The following is a 16396-nucleotide window of genomic DNA, read 5'->3' as shown; positions in this document are numbered from 1 at the left end:
TGCATGATCACCGGTCTCGTGCGCTCAGAGCGGTCCACACCACCGTGAGCGCACCCGACAGGTGATCATCGCCGCGCGCCACTACCGTCGCGCTATGGCGCCTCGCACCGAACCCCCCTTCCGCGCCGACCACGTCGGCTCCCTGCTCCGCCCGAAGGAGCTGCTCGCCGCCCGGGCCGCGGGCGCGCCGAACCTGCGGGAGATCGAGGACGAGGCGATCCGGGACGTCGTCCGGATGCAGGAGGAGCTGGGCCTGCGGTCCGCGACGGACGGCGAGTTCCGCCGCACCTCGTGGCACATGGACTTCATCTACGGCCTCGGCGGCATCACGAAGACGGACGAGCAGATCCGCGTCCGGATGATCAACGCCGAGGGCGAGAGCGCGTTCACCAGCGCGGGCCTGGCGATCACCGGCAAGGTGGAGCTCCGCGAGCCGATCTTCGCCGACGCCTTCGAGTTCCTCGCCTCGTGCACGACGTCCGCGACGCCGAAGCTGACGATCCCCAGCCCGAGCATGGTCCACTACCGCGGCGGCACCGCCGCGATCGACCGGAGCGTGTACCCGTCCGTCGAGGAGTTCTGGGACGACCTCTCGGCCGCCTACGCCGCGGAGGTCTCGGCGTTGTACGACGTCGGCTGCCGCTACCTCCAGCTGGACGACACCAGCCTCGCCTACCTCAACGACCCGGCCGAGCGCGCCGCGCACTCCGACGCCGACCACCTGCGCTACATCCGCCAGATCAACGCCGCCATCGCCGACCGCCCCGCCGACATGCACGTCACCACGCACATGTGCCGGGGCAACTACCGCTCCTCGTGGGCGGCGTCCGGCGGGTACGACTTCGTCGCCGAGGCCCTGTTCGGCGAGCTCGCCGTCGACGGCTTCTTCTGCGAGTTCGACGACGAGCGCTCCGGCGGCTTCGCCCCCCTGCGTTTCGTCCCGCCGGGCAAGCAGGTGGTACTCGGGCTGGTCACCACCAAGAACGGCCGCCTGGAGGACCCGGACACCCTCAAGCGCCGGATCGACGAGGCCGCGCAGTACGTCCCGCTGGACCAGCTCTGCCTCTCCCCGCAGTGCGGCTTCTCCTCCACCGTGGAGGGCAACGCGCTGACCGTGGAGGAGGAGCGGGCCAAACTGCGGCTCATCGTCCAGGTCGCCGAGGACGTCTGGGGCTGAGCGGGGTCTGTCGATCGGTCGCCGGGCACCGGATACTCGTCGCATGGCCTTCGACGAGGGGCTCGCCGCGCGCATCCGGGAGCTGGTGCCGGATGCGGCCGAGAAGCGGATGTTCGGCGGCCTGGCGTTCCTGGTCGGCGGGCACATGGCGCTCGCGGCCTCCGGCCGGGGCGGGCTGATGGTCCGGGTCGACCCCGCGCGGGCGCCGGAACTGCTGGAGCGGGCCGGCGTGGAACGCATGGTGATGGGGGGCCGCGAGATGGACGGCTGGCTCCGCGTCCTCGGCTCACCCGAGGTCGACGACGTGCCCGATCTGTCCGACTGGGTCGCCGAGGGCGTCGGGTTCGTGCGCACCCTCCCGTCGAAATGAGCTCCCCGGAGGGCTGGGGCGAGCCGCTGTACGACCGCGTCCTGCGGGGTGTCCCGGAGGGCTCCACGGTGCTCGACGTCGGATGCGGACCCGGGGTGTTCGCCGCGTTCGCGCTGGCCAGGGGCCTGCGGGTGACGGGTCTGGACGCCGACCGCTCCGCACTCGCGCGGGCCGAGAAGACCGCGCCCGCCGCCCGGTTCGTGGTCGGCGACGCCCACCAGCTGGCCGGTGAGTACGACGTCGTCGCGCTGGTGCAGGTGCTCGCACACGTGACGAACCCGGTGAAGGTCCTGCGGGAGGCCGGTCGCGTCGGCGGCGTGGTCCGCGCGACGGTCTGGGGCCGCGAGGAGGAGTCGGACGTCCGGCTCTTCGGCGAGGCGCTCGAACCGTTCCTGCCGCCCCGGGCACAGCGCCGCACCCCCGCGGGCCCGCCCCCGCTGACCGATCCCGAGCGGTTCCGGAAGGTCGCGGGACTGGCGGGCCTGCAGGTCGTCGCATTGGACGAGGTCACGAGCCCCTTCGACTACCCGGACGAGGACTCCCTGGTCGGGCCGCTGCTCCAGTCGGACATCGGCCGGTACGCGGCGAACCGGGTCGGGCCGTCGGCGGTGCGGGAGGCGGTCCTGCAGACCTTCGCCCCCCGACGGCACGGCGAGGGCTTCCACCTGCAGAACCTCTTCCGCGTCCTCGACGCCCGCCCGACCGCCTGACGCCGCACCCGCCCCTGGCGGTGATCATCACGCCTTCGTGCAGGTCCTCCTCGTGGTCGCGGTGGGGTGTGACGGGGCGGGCAGGGGCGTTGACGAGGCGTCGGTCGCTCCGTAGCTTGAGTTCGTGAAGAAAACCCAGGGGGTCACGATCGCTGCGGTCGCGCTCGCCCCCTTCGTGGTGTTCGCCGCCTTCCCCCTGCCGATCGTCGCGCTGCCGGCGATCGGGGAGGACCTGGGCGTCGGGATCGCGGAGCTGAACCTGCTGGTCAGCGGCTATGCCCTGGGGATCGGGGCGTTGCTGCTCACCGGGGGCGCTCTCGCCGACCGCTACGGCGCCGGGCGGGTGTGGATCGGTGCGATGGCCGCGTTCGCCCTCCTGTCGGCGGCCTGCGCGGTCGCGACGAGCGTGCCGCTCCTGGTCGGCGCGCGGATCGCCGCGGGGGCGGCGGGGGCGGCGCTGTTGGCGTCGTCGTTGAGCCTGGTGGTCCAGGCGGTCGAGCCGCAGCGTCGGGCTCGGGCGATGGCCCTCTGGGGCGCCGCGATCGGCGCGGGGCTGTCGACCGGGCCGGTCGGCGCCGGGATCGCCCTGGAGTTCGGTCGCTGGCGGCCCGCGCTCGCGGTCCTGGCCGCGGTCGCCGCCGTGGCCGCACTGCTCGGAGTGATCGCACTGCCCGCGCGCCGCGGCGCGGCGATGGGCCGGTTCGACCTGGTCGGGACGCTGCTGCTCAGCGTCGGGCTCGGCGGGCTCATCCTCGGGATCAGCTGGGTCGGAGGCGGTCTCGCGCCGCGGGTGTGGATCGCCTTCGGGATCGCGGTGCTGCTCCTGCCGACCTTCGTGCTGCAGCAGCGCCGACGCCCGGTCCCGCTGTTCGACGTCGCGTTGCTGCGGATCCCGAGCTACGCGGGCGGTCTGGTCGCGGGCCTGGCCCTGGCGTTGTCGCTGCTGTCGATGCTGGTGCTGCTCGGCCCGTTCCTGCAGATCGTGTTCGGCCTCAGCCCGCTGCAGGCGGGGCTCTGGTTCCTGCCCGCGACCCTGCTGTCCACGCTCGTCGCGCTGTTCGGCGCCCGGATCGGCGCGCGGTTCTCGCTGCGGGCCCGGCTCGCGTCGGGGCTCGGGTTGTCGGCGGTCGGTCTGGCCGCGCTCGCGTTCGTCCGGCCGGACTGGACCTTCGCCCTGCTGTTGCCCGGCTTCCTGGCCTGCGGGTTGGGCATGGGGCTGGCCAACCCGGCGCTCGGCGCCGCGGCGGTCGTCGGGGTGCCGCCCGAGCGCAGCGGGGTGGCGGCGGGCGCGGCGAACACCGCCCGCCAGCTCGGCAACGCGCTCGGCATCGCGGTGCTCGGCGCGATCATCCACGCCGGTGCGCTGGTCTCGGCGCGAGGCAAGCTCCCGGTCGCGGCGGACCTGCTCGCCGCGGGCGACCTGCGCGGAGCCGCGGCGGTGACCGCGCCCGATGTGGTGCAGGCGGCCTACGCGGTGTCGCAGACCGCGGGCGTGCGGCTGGCCCTGGAGGTCTCGGCGGTGGTCGCGCTGGTCGGCGCGGTGGCCGCGGCCTTCCTGCTGCGCCCCCGCCCGGTCGCCCCGGCGGTGGAGCCCGCCGTGGCGCTCACCCGTCCGTGATCCACCCCTCGGGAGCGGAGCGGTCGTTCCTCGACCCCGTCGCTCCCGAAGTGTGGATCATCGACGGTGCCACGCGCGTCCGTCCGTGATCCGAGCCGACTCGTCCCGCCGCCCGGCGACGCACACGAACAGCACCCCCGCCGACGACGGGGGTGCTGTCCGCGCAGGTCAGACTCGGGCCCTGGCCTCCTCGGAGTACCGGACCTTCAGCAGGCTCTTGCAGTACTCGCCGTTGGTCTCGATCCCCACCCGCTGCAGCCTCGCCCGACGCAGGTGCAGCGGCACCTGCGCGGCCGTGACCCGTGAGCCGTCGCCGTGGATGAGCAGCGGCGCCTCGTCGGTGTAGGGCAGGCCGATCGCGGCGCGCCGGTCGCGGAGCCTGCGGAGCTCCATCGAGTCCGGCACCTCGGCCAGGGTCAGGTCCGCCAGGTCGTCCGGGCCGAGGCCCTCCTCGACGAAGGGCCGGGCGAGCCGGTCCTGCCCTGCCAACGCCGCCTTCGACAGGAAGGTGCGGCGCAGGTCGTCGAGCTCGGCGGTGGCCTCACCCGCGAACGACCCCACGAACCCGGAGTGGGCCGCGACGCCGCCGTTGATCTCGTCCGACGCGTGGTGGTCGGCGAGCGTGACCAGCGCGCGCGTGACGCCGGGGACCGCGGAGACCGCGTCGTAGGCGTCGGCCACCATGAGGAACGAGAAGTTGGGTGCGCAGAAGAAGGTCGGCAGGCGCAGACCCACGGAGACCTCCCCCGAGGGGGAGACGGTGCACGACTCGACGAAGTCGAGGTCCGTGATGGGCTCGTCCAGCTCCGGGTCGAGCACCGTCCCCAGCGCCCGCCAGACCTCGGCGGGCAGGTCACTCATGCCTGGGCACCCGCCCGGTCCTCGACGAGCTCCTCACCCGGCGCGGAGGCCTCGTCCGCGGCGGTCGGCAGCTGCAGCTCGGACGGCACCGGGATGTCGTAGAGCTTGGCCGCGTTGAGCCCGAGGATCTTCTTCTTGGACGCGGTGGTGAGGCGCGGGTAGTCGGCGAACTGGTCGTCGTCCGGCATCTGCCAGTCGACCAGGCCCTCGACCTGCCACTTCGGCACCCAGATGTTGTAGTCGCCGCCGAAGAGCATCTTGTCCTCGCCGACCCAGAACAACAGCTCGCCCATCACCTTGGCGAAGAACTTCGGGCGGGCGTGCATCAGGCCACCGACCACGACGGACAGCCCGGCGTAGACGTTCGGCTCCTGGACCGCCATGAAGCAGAAGTCCTCGATGCGCGGCAGGCCCACGTGCTCGACGATGAAGTTCAGGCCCTGGAAGTCCGTGGCGGCGTGGTCGACGTCCGCGACGTCGAACGCGTCCTTGTCCAGCGGCCAGATGGTCGGGCCCTTGTGGACGTGGATGTTCTTGATGCCCAGCTCCTGCGCCGCGGCGAGGAACTCGTAGCACTCCGGGTCGGTCAGCTTGTAGCCGCGCGAGGCGCCGTTCCACTCCGCGGTGTAGAGCTTCACGCCCTTGTGCTTGTACTTCTTGACGTCCGCCTCGAGCTGCTTGAGGCCCGCGTCGCCCTCACGCGGGTCGAAGCGGCCGTTGACGATCAGCCTGTCGCCCCACTTCTCCAGCAGGGCCGCGTTCTGGTCGACGGTGTTGAAGCCGTCCTTGTACCACTCCTTCAGATACGTCGACTGGAAGATCGCGTAGTCGACGTGGCCCTCGACGAACATGTCGCGCTCGAAGTCCTCGGGCGAGGGCTTGAGGTAGTGGTCCCAGTCCCAGTGGGTCTCGGGCGGACCGAGCTGGTGGTAGCCGTAGAAGCAGTCGATCCAGCCCTTGGCGAACTGCTCCTTGCCCTCGACCCAGTTCTCCTTGGACGCGTCCCAGAAGTGACTGTGGCTGTCGACCACGAAGTACTTCTCGCCGTCTTTCTCGTACATGTGGTGGGGTCCTTCCGTCAGTTCTTACGGGACCAAGATCGCCCGACCCCGGACCCGGCCGGCGTCGAGATCGTGAAGGGCGTCCAGTGCCGCTTCCAGCGGGTACTGCTTGGTGTGCAACGTGACCTTCCCGGCCTGGGCCAGGACCATGAGCTCGGTGAGGTCGGCGTAGGTGCCGACGATGTTGCCGATCACGTTCTTCTCGCCGCCGACGAAGTCGAGCGTCGGAGCCTTGAACTCGCCGCCGTAGCCGAGGATGTACTGGGACCCGGCGGGGGCGGTCATCTGCCAGGCGTCGAGTTCGGCGCCCTGCTCGGCCACGAAGTCGAAGACGACGTCGCCGCCGCGTCCGTTCGTGAGGTCCTTGACGGCCTCGATGTGGGTGCCGTCGGCCAGGACCGTCTCGTCCGCGCCGATCTGCTTGGCCAGGGCCAGCGCGTCGGGGTTGCGGTCGACCACGACGATGCGCGTGCCGGTGATCGCCGCGAGCGCCTGGACCGCGATGTGGCCGAGGCCGCCCACGCCCTGCACGACGGCGGTCGTGCCCGGGAACAGGTCCGGGACCGCCTTGCGCACCGCGTGGTAGGCCGTGATGCCCGCGTCGGCCAGCGCGGCGACGTCCGCGGGGTTGGTGCTCGGGTCGAGCTTGATGCAGGCTCGCGCCGTGGTGCGCAGGTACTCGGCCATCCCGCCGTCGTTGTTGCTCAGGCCGGGGAAGAACGCGTTCTCGCACTGCATGTCCCGGCCGCGTCGGCAGGCCAGGCAGAGTCCGCAGCTCGGCTGCGGATGCAGGATGACGGTGTCACCCACGGCGACGTTCGTGACGCCGTCGCCGATCGCCTCGACCCAGCCCGCGTTCTCGTGGCCGATCACGTACGGCAGGGACGGGTTCTGGGCCTCGGCCCAGTCACCGTTGATGATGTGCAGGTCGGTGCGGCAGACGCCCGCCCCGCCGATCTTGATGATGACGTCCAGCGGGCCCTGCAGGGTCGGCTCGGGGATGTCGTCGATCGTGGGATCGGAGTGGTACTCGTGCACCCGGACGGCCTTCACGCCGTCACCTCCTCGCGAGTCGATGTGGTCCCGATCACCGTCAACCCGGGTGCGCGGTGTCACAAGGTGATGGATTCCGCTCCCTGGTAAAACGGACTAATCGGGCGCACCAAGATCGACAAGGCTCGGTGAAGGAGATCTTCGTTGTGCGCAGATATGTGCTCTGAGCTGCGACGACGCTGCATGGGACGGTCGCCGCTGATCGAGTCGGCGACCTGTCTCATCCTGCGACAACCCGTCCGTCGGGAGGGGGTGTTCCACGTGGAACGCACGCCGCGCGCGGGCTGCGGGGCGGGTCTAGCGTCGCGCCCATGCGAACCGTCATCGCCGGGGGACACGGCAAGATCGCGCTCAGGCTGGCCACGCTGCTGGCGAACCAGGGCCACGAGGTGGTCGGGGTGGTGCGCAACCCGGACCACGTCGCGGACGTCGAACAGACCGGGGCGAAGGCCGTGGTCCTGGATCTGGAGAAGTCCGCCGCAGCCGATCTGGCGCCCGCGCTGAAGGACGCCGACGCCGTCGTCTTCGCGGCGGGCGCGGGCCCGGGGAGTACGGCAGAGCGCAAGTACACGGTGGACCGGGCCGCCGCCGTCCTGCTGGCCGATGCGGCCGCGCTTGCCGGGGTGCGGCGCTACCTGCTCGTCTCGGCGACCGGCGTCGACGCCGAGCCGGACGCGAGCCGCGGCGAGATCTGGGTCGCCTACGTGGCGGCGAAGAAGGCCGCGGAGGACGCGCTGCGCGGTCGGGCCGATCTCGACCTGACGATCCTGCGGCCCGGCACCCTGACCGACGACCCGGGCGTCGGCAAGGTCGCGCTGTCCACCTCGGCGATCCCGCGGGTGGACGTCACGCGGGACGACACGGCGGCCGTGCTCGCCGCGCTGCTGGAGGCGCCGGGGACGGCGGGCCTCACCCTCGAGCTGATGGGTGGGGACGACGACATCGTCGGCGCCGTCGCGTCCGTGCGAGGAGGGGGCACGCGATGATGTCCGCGAGCGTGGAGAGGAGGACCCGTTGAGTGACTACGACGTCGTCGTGATCGGTGCGGGGCCGGTGGGGGAGAACGCCGCGGACTACGCCCACCGGGCCGGCCTGTCGGTCGCGCTCGTGGAGGCGGAGCGGGTCGGCGGTGAGTGCTCCTACTGGGCGTGCATCCCGTCGAAGGCCCTGCTGCGGACGCCGAAGGCGGTGGCCGAGGCGCGCAGGCTGCCCGGCGTGACCGCCGAGTTCGACCCGAAGGAGGTCTTCGCCCGGCGGGACTACTTCACCTCCCGCGGGGACGACTCGTCGCAGGCCGAGTGGGTCTCCTCCACCGGGATCACCCTGGTCAGGGGCTGGGGGCGGCTGATCGGGGAGCGGACGGTCCAGGTCGGCGACGAGGTTCTGCGGGCCCGGCACGCGGTCGTCCTGGCGACCGGGAGCGTGCCGGTGCGGCCGCCGATACCCGGTGTGGACCAGGTCCGGACGTGGGGCTCGCGCGAGGCGACCTCCGCCGAGGCGGCACCGCCGCGGCTGGGCGTGCTCGGCGGCGGGGTCGTCGGGTGCGAGATGGCGCAGGCCTACGCGCGGCTCGGGTCGCAGGTGACGATGCTGGTCCGCGCCACCCTGCTGCCGTCGGTCGAGCCGGTCGGCGGGGAGCGGGTCGCCGAGGCGCTGCGCGCGGAGGGGGTGGACGTCCGGCTCGGGACCGGGCTGGACGCCGTCGCGCCCGCCGGGGACGCCATCGCCCTGACCGTCGGGGACGAGACGATCGAGGTCGACGAGTTGCTCCTCGCCACCGGGCGGAAGCCGAACAGCGCCGACATCGGCCTGGACACGGTCGGGCTCTCCCCGGGCTCGGCGGTCGAGATCGACGACAGCGGTCTGGCGCTCGGCGACTGGCTGTACGCGGTCGGGGACGTGACGGGCCGCGCACCGCTCACCCACATGGGCAAGTACCAGGCGCGGATCGCCGGTGCGGCCATCGCGGCCCGGGTCGCGGGGCACCCGGTGGACAGCTCGCCGTGGGGCGAGCACGCCGCGACCGCGGACCACGTCGCGGTGCCGCAGGTCGTGTTCACCGATCCCGAGGTCGCGCACGTCGGCCGGACCGCGGCCCAGGCGCGCGAGGCCGGGCTGTCGGTGCGCGAGGTGTCGCTGGACATCGCCGTCGCCGGGTCCTCGCTGCAGGCCGACGGCTACAGCGGCAAGGCGGTCATGGTCGTCGACACCGCGCGGGAGGTGCTGGTCGGGGTCACCTTCGTGGGGCAGGACGTGGCGGAGCTGCTGCACTCGGCCACGGTGGCGGTGGTGGGCGAGGTGCCGCTCGCGCGCCTCTGGCACGCGGTCCCGTCCTTCCCGACGATCAGTGAGGTGTGGCTGCGACTCCTGGAGGCCTACCGCTCCTGAGCCGCGCCGGTGTGGTGATCGTCTGCGAGTGGGACGGATCCGGTTCGCCGTCCAGCGACGGTCGCGTGGCCGGCCGGGCGTAGCGTCGGCGGGCGTGATCGCGATCGAGGACCTGCGCGCGGACTGCTCGCGGTGCACCGGGCTGTGCTGTGTGGCCCCCGCGTTCGCGAAGTCGTCGGACTTCGCCTTCACCAAGTCGGCGGGCACGCCCTGCCGCCACCTCGCCGCGGACGCCCGCTGCACGGTCCACGCCGACCTGCGGGAGCGCGGGATGGTCGGCTGCACGGTCTTCGACTGCCTCGGCGCGGGCCAGGCGCTGTCTGCGCGGATCGACTGGCGTGAGGGGGACGCCGACCTGGCTTTCGAGGCGTTCGCCCAGCTCAGGGGCCTGCATGAGCTCTTGAACCTGGCGGTGGAGGCGCAGGGGCTGATCGCCCGCGTCGCGGCGGGCGGGGCAGAGGGGGGTTCGGGGGTGCGGTCCGGCTCCGCCGACGATCTGCTCGCGCGGCTCGGCGCGGTGATCGCGACACTCGAGGAGGTGGCGGGTGGGGAGCCCGCGCAGCTGCGCGCAGTCGACGTCGACGCCCATCGCGCCTCGGTGAATCCGCTGCTCGTGGAGGCCAGTGGGCTCGTCCGCGGCGACGGGCCGGATCGGCGGGGCGCGCACCTGGTCGGGGCGTCGCTGCGGCGGACGGATCTGCGCCGGGCGTCCCTGCGTGGGGCGCTGCTGATCGGAGCCGACCTGCGCGGCGCGGACCTGCGGGGCGCCGACCTCACCGGGGCCGACCTGCGCGGGGCCCGGCTGGAGGGCGCGGACCTCCGCGAGGTGATCTTCCTGGTCCCGGCGCAGCTCACCGCGGCCCGCGGGGACACCACGACCCGGCTCCCCGAGGGGACCGCGGCTCCCGCCCACTGGCTCTTCCCTCCCGCGGGGGACGGTCGTCGGCCGCGGCGCCGCCGTCGGCCCTGAGCTCCGGTGTCGGCTTGATCCACTCGTCGGGAGTGGGGCGGTCGGGATTCGACCGTGTGGCTCCCCGTTCGTGGATCATGTGTGTCAGGCGGCCGACCGTGCAGCTTCCCGGTCGGGGATCAGGGGCGTCGCTCAGGGCGCGGTCTGGCTCAGCGCTGCCGCGACACCGATCGTCACGGCCATCACGGTCACCTCGATCCCCGCCCACCGCAGGACGGGGAGGGTGCCGCGCTGCAGCCGTCGCCTGGACAGGGCGCCGAGCAGGGCGAGGACGACGATCAGGCCGGTCTTGACCAGCAGCAGAGCGCCGTAGCCGGTGGTGAGGAGGTCGGTGAGGCGCGGGAGGCGCAGCGCCGCGTTGGCCAGGCCGGTGATCCCGGTGCCGACGACGCAGACCGTGGCGATCCGGGAGAACCGGGGCAACGCCTTCTCGCGCTGCCTGCGGTGCGGAGCGACGAGCACCAGCAGCACACCCAGCCCACCGACCCACAGCGCGGCCGCGCCGACGTGCAGCGCGACCGTCACCACCGCGAGCTGGTGGTCCGGCGACGAGCCGGTGTGTCCGGTGACGGCCGGGGTCAGCGCGCCGAGCAGCGCCGCCACGAGCACCACCCGGCCGGGCACGGACTCGGGCGTGCGCAGCCGCGCCACCGCACACCCCAGCACGACCAGTGCGCAGAGCGCGGTGAGCAGCAGGCCTCGTCCCGCGGCGATCCGCGTGACGAACGCGCCGAGATCCGCCGCGGTCACCGACCCGGCCGACCTCCCGACCGCCTCCGCGGTCCGCAGCACCAGCGAGACGAGCACGGTGACCAGCCAGCCGCCCGCCGCGACGACGGTGGCCCGGTCGCCCCGCCGGATGACGGCGGTGCCGGTCGCGTCCCGCGCGCTGGTCGGAACGAGGACGGTGACCAGGCCGAGCCCGACGCACGCCACGGCGGCCGCGTCCGCCAGGCCCCGGACGGCGGTCGCGGCGAGGGTGACCCCGACCGCCGCGACCAGTACCCCGGCGACGAGGGCGGCGCCGACCGCGATCAGCGGCCACACCAGCGGCGCGAGCCGCTCGGCCGTGCCGCGGGCCGCGGTCGGCGCTCCCATCAGTGCCCGGTCCCGGTCACGAGCGGCCCAGCCGCATCGCGACGGCCACACCCGCGCCGACCAGCACCACGGCACCGACGATCCACGGCCAGACGGGCATTCCGCCGGACTCCTCGGTCTGCGCCGCGGGGGCCGGGGCCGCCTCGACGGGGGGTGCCGTGGTCGGGGCGACCGGCGCTGCGGACCCGGTCGCGGGGGCCGCGGTGCCCGGCTGGGTCAGGGTGAAGCCCAGCCGGCCGGTGATCGGGTGGCCGTCGTCCGACAGCACCCGGTAGCCGATCTGGTAGACCCCGGCGGGCCCGAGCGGGTTGAGCGCCACGCTCACGGTGGTGTCCTGTGCGGTGGGCTCACCCGCCTGGTACTGCACGCCGTCCGGCCCGGTCACGGTGACGGTGTTGAAGCCCTGGCGCATGGTGTCGCTGAAGGTCAGCGTGACCGTCTGCGGCGCGGTCGCGAGGCTGGCGCCGTCCGCCGGGTCACTGCCCTCGAACTGGGCGTGGGCGAACGCGGGCGAGGCGCCGACCAGCAGCGCGACCATCGCGATCAGCGCGCCGCCGCCGAGCCGGACGAGCCTGCTCATGCGTCCACCTTCTCCTTCGCGGTCGACCGACGACTGCGCAGCAGCGCGCCGCCGCCGAGCCCGAGGCCCAGCGCGCCGAGCAGCAGCCCGGTCCCGCCGAGCCAGCGGGCGGTGGTGTCCGTGGCGCCGCCCTCCGTGGACCCGCCCGAGGTGGCGGCCGCGGCGTCGTGCCCGTGCGCGCCCCCTGCCGCGGCGGTCAGGGTGACGGTCGGCGCCGGGTGCTCCGGCTCCTCCGCCCCGGCGACGGTCGGCTGGTCCCAGGCGACGACGCGGCCGTCGTCGTAGGTCTGGACGGTGGGCAGGACCAGCTGGTCGGTGTCGGTCGGCAGCGGGCCGACGGACAGCGGGAAGTCGATGAACTGGCCGGGCCCGATCCGGGTCCCCGGCTGTGCCGTCCAGGTGACCGCGGTGACGGCCTCGGTCACCTGTGCGCCGTTCACCTCGACGGGCGCGGGCAGCGTGCCCTTGACGACCTCGGCGGTCCAGCCGGGCTGCGGCGTGGTCCGCGCGGAGGTGATCGGGTGGTCGACGGGCAGGTTGACCTGCAGCTTCACGGTCCCCGCAGTGGCGGACTCGTTCGGTACACGGAAGTTGACCACGGTGTAGCCGCCCTGCTCGGCGGTGCCGGGCTGGGCGGTCACGTGGGCGAAGGCGGGGGCGGCGCCTGCGAGCAGCAGACCGGCCGCGACGGCCGCGACGGCGGCCGATCGACGAAGGGTGAACATGGGTGTCCTCGGGTCGAGCCACCGCGGCGCGGCCGCGGTGGGGTGCGGTTCAGGGTCGGAGAGCGACCGGAACCGGAGGACCTCGACGCCGCGGGGTGCCCACCGCGGCCCGTCGCCGCACACCCGTCGCGGGCACGGCCCGCACCGGCAGCGGCATCTCGACGCGCGGCGGAGGGATCCGCCGGGGGACCACCCGCGCCAGCGCCCGACCGAGAGCGGCCAGGAGCCGGTCGACGTGCTGGAGCAGCAGTCCCGCGCACAGCGTGGCCGCGGCGTGCATCAGCAGCATCCGCGGCCCGCCGACCGAGCCGCCGTGGTCGTGGCCCAGCAGCACCAGGAGCTCGTGCAGCACGAGCTGGCCGCCGCCGAGCACTGCCAGCACGCCGAGCCGGCCACGGACCCGCTCGGCGAGCGCCGTGACCACGACCGCGAGCAGTGGGAACAGCACCACCAGCAGGGCCAGGTCCGGCAGGGTGCCGCCACCCGCGAGATGACCCAGGGCGGTGAGCAGGGTCGCCAGGCAGGCCAGGACGGCTGCGCGCAGCACGCTCCCGGGGACCGACCGGGCGTTCCGGACGACCCCGGAGGGGCGGATCCGGGACGACACAGGCACAGACGGTAGCCGGTGCCCCCGACGATCAGGTGTGGGGTCGGCTACCCAGGCCCAGGTGCTCCAGGAGGGCGTCCTCCACCCGGTCCAGCTCGCCCGCCACCGCGCGGAAGGCCGTGCGACGGCGGGGGGTCGGCATCTGCTCGGCCGCCCGCACCGCGACGGCGAGGTCGGCCAGCCGCGGCCGCGTCTCCTTCGCGAACGCGCGCCCCTCGGGGGTGCCCGCGGCCTCGACCTCGGTCAGCGCCTCACCCGCGCGGGAGATCCGGGCGTGCAGCGCGCCACCCCGTCCGGTGAACCGGCCGAGCTGGTCGGCGGGCACGCCGAGCTGCCTGGCGCGGTGGTCGTCCCAGCGGGCGCGGGCGACGCCCGCCGCGGCGATGCCGTAGGGCAGCAGCAGGGGCGCCACGGCCTTCCCGACGGCGAGGAACCGGCGGGTCTGCGCGGGCGTGAGGTCCTTCGGCGCGGCGGTCCCGGCCTCCTTGGACAGCGCCTTCTGTGCCTTGCCCGCGGACTTGCGCGCCTTCTTCACGGCCCGGCGACCCGGCTTGTCCGAGGTCACGGCCTCGACGGCGGCCAGTGCGGTACCCGCGGCCCGGCTCACGCGGTCTCCTGCCTGCTCGGCGGCCCTGCGCGCCTTCGCCTCGGCCTTCCTCGCCGTCTTCGCGGTCCGAGCCGCGACCTTGCGAGCCGACCTGTCGGCCTTCCGCTCGGCCTTCGCCAGGGCCTTCGCGGGGGCCCCGGAGGTGCCCCGTCGCCGCGCCATCTGTCCCGTGCCTCCTGCGTGTCGCCGACCGTCCAGCGCAGCCTAGTGTCCGGACCCGGGACACTACTGCGCGACCGCGCCGAGCAGGCGTCGAACGCGCCGGTGCGCCCGGTCGGGACGCCCTCCGGACGGGGCGGACGGGCCTGCTCCGCCGTGGCAGGCGCGGAGTTGTCGGTGCCGGTCTCTACCCTCGGGCCTGTGACGGCGACGATCAGCGGCTCGGACGGGCGTGCGGGCCCGAATGCGCCCGTGCCCCTCCCGGCGCTGGACGCCGCGGCGACCACCCGCTGCCGCCGCCGGGTGCACCTGGACCACGACCCGACCGCGGACGAACTGCCGCGCGCGCTGCCGGACCCCGCGATCGAGCAGCGCCGGGCGGACGCGCGGGAGCACCGCGCCCACATCGCGGAGACCCTGGCCGCGGCGCAGGGCGAGGCGTGGCGGGCGGTGCCCGCGGAGGGCACGGCGCGGGAGCGGGCGCGGCTGACCGGTGAGCTGGTGGCCGCGGGCGTGGCCGTGATCGGCGGCGCGGTCCTGCCGCTGGACCCGGCCGGCCGTCGCGGTGCCGCGGAACTGCTGGTCCGGGGGCCCGGCGGGTACCTGCCCGTGATCGTGGTGCGGCACCGCATCACCGATCCGGGCAGCGGTGCGCTCACCGTGCCGTTGGGCACCCCGTTCCCCGAGCTCGCCCGGCCGGACGAGGAGCGCAAGGTCCGCTCCCAGCCGCGGGACCTGCTGCGGCTGGCCCACCTGCTGCGGATGGCGCAGGCCGCGGGCTGGGCGCCCCGGGACGCGGCGCTCGGCGGGGTCGTCGGGCTGGATGCGGACGTGGTGGTGTGGCACGACCTGCGCGCGGAGCACTGGCCTGGGGAGCGCAGCACCCTCGCGGAGTACGACGAGCGGTTCGCCGACCGGATCGCGGTCGCGCGGGCCGCGGCCACCGGCGCCGAGCCGCTGGCGCAGCCGTCCCGGATCCTGGAGTGCAGGCGGTGCCCGTGGTGGCCGACCTGCGAGGCCGCGCTGGCTGCGCGACGGGACGTGAGCCTCGTCGTGAGGGGAGACACCGCGGCCGCCCTGCGGGAGATCGGCGTCGACACGGTGGACGCACTGGCCGCGCTCGATCCGGCCCACGAACCGATCCCCATGCCGGGGATGCCCTTCGCGGACGCGGTGGCGCTGGCCCGCGGCTGGCGGCGGGGCCTGGCGGTGGCGCGGCGGGTGCCCTCGGTGCCCGTCGTCCGGGCGGACGTCGAGGTGGACGTCGACATGGAGAGCTTCGGTGAGTCCGGGGCGTACCTGTGGGGGGCCCAGCTGAGCTACCCGGGCGGCGCGCGGCCGGGGGACCAGCCGGAGGGCTATCGCGCGTTCGCGACCTGGGAGCCGGTGCCCACCGAGGACGAGGGCAGGTCCTTCGGCGAGTTCTGGACGTGGCTGTCCGGGATCCGGGCCGCCGCCGCGGAGTCCGGCCGCAGCTTCGCCGCCTACTGCTACAACGAGCAGGCCGAGAACCGGTGGCTGCTGTCGTCGGCGGTGCGCTTCGCCGGGATGCCGGGCGTGCCGCCGATCTCGGAGGTGCGGGAGTTCATCGCGGCGGACTCCTGGGTGGACCTGTTCGCCGTGGTCAACGAGTGGTTCCTGTGCGCCCAGGGCAAGGGGCTCAAGAAGATCGCGCCCGTCGCGGGGTTCACCTGGCGGGACCCGGAGGCAGGCGGCGAGAACTCGATGCGCTGGTACCGGGACGCGGTGGGTATGGACGGTGCCCCGCCGGACACCGCTCAGCGCGAGCGCCTGCTCGGCTACAACACGGACGATGTGCTGGCCACGAAGGCGTTGCGGGAGTGGATGACCGGCCCCGCGATCCTCGAGGTCCCCCTGGCGGCCGAGCTGTGAGGCTCGGCTGGGCGGTGGTGCCCGCGCCGGGACCGGTGGGCGCGCTCACGCTCGGGAGTACCGAGGTCGGGCTGTGCCTGGTCGCGTTCGGTGCGCATCCGGAGCGCGCCGAGCAGGCCGCCGACCGGCTCGGGTTGGAGCCGGTCGAGGAGCCGGGCCCGGCCGTCGAGCAGGTCGCGGAGTACCTCGCCGGGGCGCGGCGGGTCTTCGACCTGCCGCTGGACTGGCGGCTCACCCACGGCACCCAGCGGACCGTGCTGCAGACACTGTTCCGCGAGGTGCGCTTCGGGGCCACCACGACCTACGCCGAGCTCGCCGCCGCGAGCGGGGCCTACGAGGGCCACGGCTTCACGGCGGCGCGCGGGGTCGGCTCGATCATGGGCTCCAACCCGATCCCGGTCGTGGTGCCCTGCCACCGGGTCATGGCCGCCGACGGCCTCGGCGGGTTCGGCGGCGGCCGCGCCATGAAGGAGTGGCTGCTCGCCCACGAGGGCGTGCTCGCCCCCACTCTGTTCTAGG

Annotated in this window: 17 protein-coding genes; 9 read left to right on the top strand and 8 right to left on the bottom strand. The window is 74.1% G+C overall.

Annotation, left to right across the window (positions count from 1 at the left end; all coding sequences use genetic code 11):
• Positions 1 to 94: 94 nt before the first annotated feature.
• The 4 genes from ABD993_RS11835 (at position 95) to ABD993_RS11820 (ending at position 3875) form a co-directional block, all read left to right on the top strand.
• The gene (locus ABD993_RS11835) at positions 95 to 1177 is read left to right on the top strand and encodes a 5-methyltetrahydropteroyltriglutamate--homocysteine S-methyltransferase (protein WP_345415935.1); all 1083 of its coding nucleotides are present in this window, start codon (positions 95 to 97) and stop codon (positions 1175 to 1177) included.
• A gap of 43 nt (positions 1178 to 1220) precedes the next feature.
• Positions 1221 to 1547 carry a TfoX/Sxy family protein gene (locus ABD993_RS11830; RefSeq protein WP_345415932.1) on the top strand — a complete coding sequence of 109 codons (327 nt, stop codon included), beginning with the start codon at positions 1221 to 1223 and terminating at the stop codon, positions 1545 to 1547.
• Positions 1544 to 2257: a class I SAM-dependent methyltransferase gene (locus ABD993_RS11825; RefSeq protein ID WP_345415929.1), complete on the top strand. Its 714-nt coding sequence runs from the start codon at positions 1544 to 1546 to the stop codon at positions 2255 to 2257. Before ABD993_RS11830 ends, ABD993_RS11825 begins: the two co-directional genes overlap by 4 nt.
• 124 nt (positions 2258 to 2381) lie before the next feature.
• Complete coding sequence (locus ABD993_RS11820; RefSeq protein WP_345415926.1) at positions 2382 to 3875, top strand: MFS transporter; 1494 nt, start codon at positions 2382 to 2384, stop codon at positions 3873 to 3875.
• Between the two features lie 168 nt (positions 3876 to 4043).
• Here the strand turns inward: ABD993_RS11820 and ABD993_RS11815 are convergent, their stop codons facing one another.
• From ABD993_RS11815 to ABD993_RS11805, 3 genes are read right to left on the bottom strand one after another with little or no spacing between them, the layout of a single operon-like run.
• The gene (locus ABD993_RS11815) at positions 4044 to 4736 is read right to left on the bottom strand and encodes an iron-sulfur cluster assembly protein (RefSeq protein ID WP_345415923.1); all 693 of its coding nucleotides are present in this window, start codon (positions 4734 to 4736) and stop codon (positions 4044 to 4046) included.
• Positions 4733 to 5797, bottom strand: coding sequence for an amidohydrolase family protein (locus ABD993_RS11810; protein ID WP_345415920.1), 1065 nt, complete (start codon positions 5795 to 5797; stop codon positions 4733 to 4735). Before ABD993_RS11810 ends, ABD993_RS11815 begins: the two co-directional genes overlap by 4 nt.
• A 24-nt stretch (positions 5798 to 5821) precedes the next feature.
• Positions 5822 to 6850, bottom strand: coding sequence for an NAD(P)-dependent alcohol dehydrogenase (locus tag ABD993_RS11805; protein WP_345415917.1), 1029 nt, complete (start codon positions 6848 to 6850; stop codon positions 5822 to 5824).
• Positions 6851 to 7161: 311 nt separating this feature from the next.
• Between ABD993_RS11805 and ABD993_RS11800 the strand changes: the two genes are divergently transcribed.
• The 3 genes from ABD993_RS11800 to ABD993_RS11790 all read left to right on the top strand — a co-directional run bounded on the left by ABD993_RS11800 (position 7162) and on the right by ABD993_RS11790 (position 10208).
• Positions 7162 to 7836 (top strand): NAD(P)H-binding protein, encoded by a 675-nt coding sequence (locus tag ABD993_RS11800; protein WP_345415914.1) that lies wholly within the window; start codon positions 7162 to 7164, stop codon positions 7834 to 7836.
• A 28-nt stretch (positions 7837 to 7864) separates the two neighbouring features.
• The gene (locus ABD993_RS11795) at positions 7865 to 9238 is read left to right on the top strand and encodes a dihydrolipoyl dehydrogenase family protein (RefSeq protein ID WP_345415912.1); all 1374 of its coding nucleotides are present in this window, start codon (positions 7865 to 7867) and stop codon (positions 9236 to 9238) included.
• 94 nt (positions 9239 to 9332) lie between these two features.
• Positions 9333 to 10208 (top strand): pentapeptide repeat-containing protein, encoded by an 876-nt coding sequence (locus ABD993_RS11790; RefSeq protein WP_345415910.1) that lies wholly within the window; start codon positions 9333 to 9335, stop codon positions 10206 to 10208.
• 132 nt (positions 10209 to 10340) lie between these two features.
• On the opposite strand, the gene ABD993_RS11785 is transcribed toward ABD993_RS11790, so the two are convergent.
• The 5 genes from ABD993_RS11785 to ABD993_RS11765 are packed head-to-tail and all read right to left on the bottom strand — an operon-like array spanning position 10341 to position 13987.
• Positions 10341 to 11306: a copper resistance D family protein gene (locus ABD993_RS11785; RefSeq protein ID WP_345415908.1), complete on the bottom strand. Its 966-nt coding sequence runs from the start codon at positions 11304 to 11306 to the stop codon at positions 10341 to 10343.
• Between the two features lie 16 nt (positions 11307 to 11322).
• Positions 11323 to 11886 (bottom strand): copper resistance CopC family protein, encoded by a 564-nt coding sequence (locus tag ABD993_RS11780; protein WP_345415906.1) that lies wholly within the window; start codon positions 11884 to 11886, stop codon positions 11323 to 11325.
• Positions 11883 to 12611, bottom strand: coding sequence for a YcnI family copper-binding membrane protein (locus ABD993_RS11775; RefSeq protein WP_345415904.1), 729 nt, complete (start codon positions 12609 to 12611; stop codon positions 11883 to 11885). Before ABD993_RS11775 ends, ABD993_RS11780 begins: the two co-directional genes overlap by 4 nt.
• Before the next feature lie 49 nt (positions 12612 to 12660).
• Positions 12661 to 13218 carry a hypothetical protein gene (locus tag ABD993_RS11770; protein ID WP_345415901.1) on the bottom strand — a complete coding sequence of 186 codons (558 nt, stop codon included), beginning with the start codon at positions 13216 to 13218 and terminating at the stop codon, positions 12661 to 12663.
• 31 nt (positions 13219 to 13249) lie between these two features.
• Positions 13250 to 13987 (bottom strand): DUF6474 family protein, encoded by a 738-nt coding sequence (locus ABD993_RS11765; RefSeq protein WP_345415898.1) that lies wholly within the window; start codon positions 13985 to 13987, stop codon positions 13250 to 13252.
• Between the two features lie 249 nt (positions 13988 to 14236).
• Between ABD993_RS11765 and ABD993_RS11760 the strand changes: the two genes are divergently transcribed.
• Together ABD993_RS11760 and ABD993_RS11755 are read left to right on the top strand one after the other, a co-directional pair.
• A complete protein-coding gene (locus ABD993_RS11760) occupies positions 14237 to 15877 on the top strand; it encodes a TM0106 family RecB-like putative nuclease (protein ID WP_345416131.1) in 1641 nt (546 codons plus the stop codon).
• A complete protein-coding gene (locus tag ABD993_RS11755) occupies positions 15874 to 16395 on the top strand; it encodes a methylated-DNA--[protein]-cysteine S-methyltransferase (protein WP_345415895.1) in 522 nt (173 codons plus the stop codon). Before ABD993_RS11760 ends, ABD993_RS11755 begins: the two co-directional genes overlap by 4 nt.
• The last annotated feature ends 1 nt before the right edge of the window (position 16396 follow it).

This window comes from Pseudonocardia xishanensis (genome assembly GCF_039541715.1).
GTDB classification, from domain to species: Bacteria; Actinomycetota; Actinomycetes; order Mycobacteriales; family Pseudonocardiaceae; genus Pseudonocardia; species Pseudonocardia xishanensis.
Note: the sequence above shows the minus strand (reverse complement) of the source record. Positions and strands in the feature narration are given on the sequence as shown.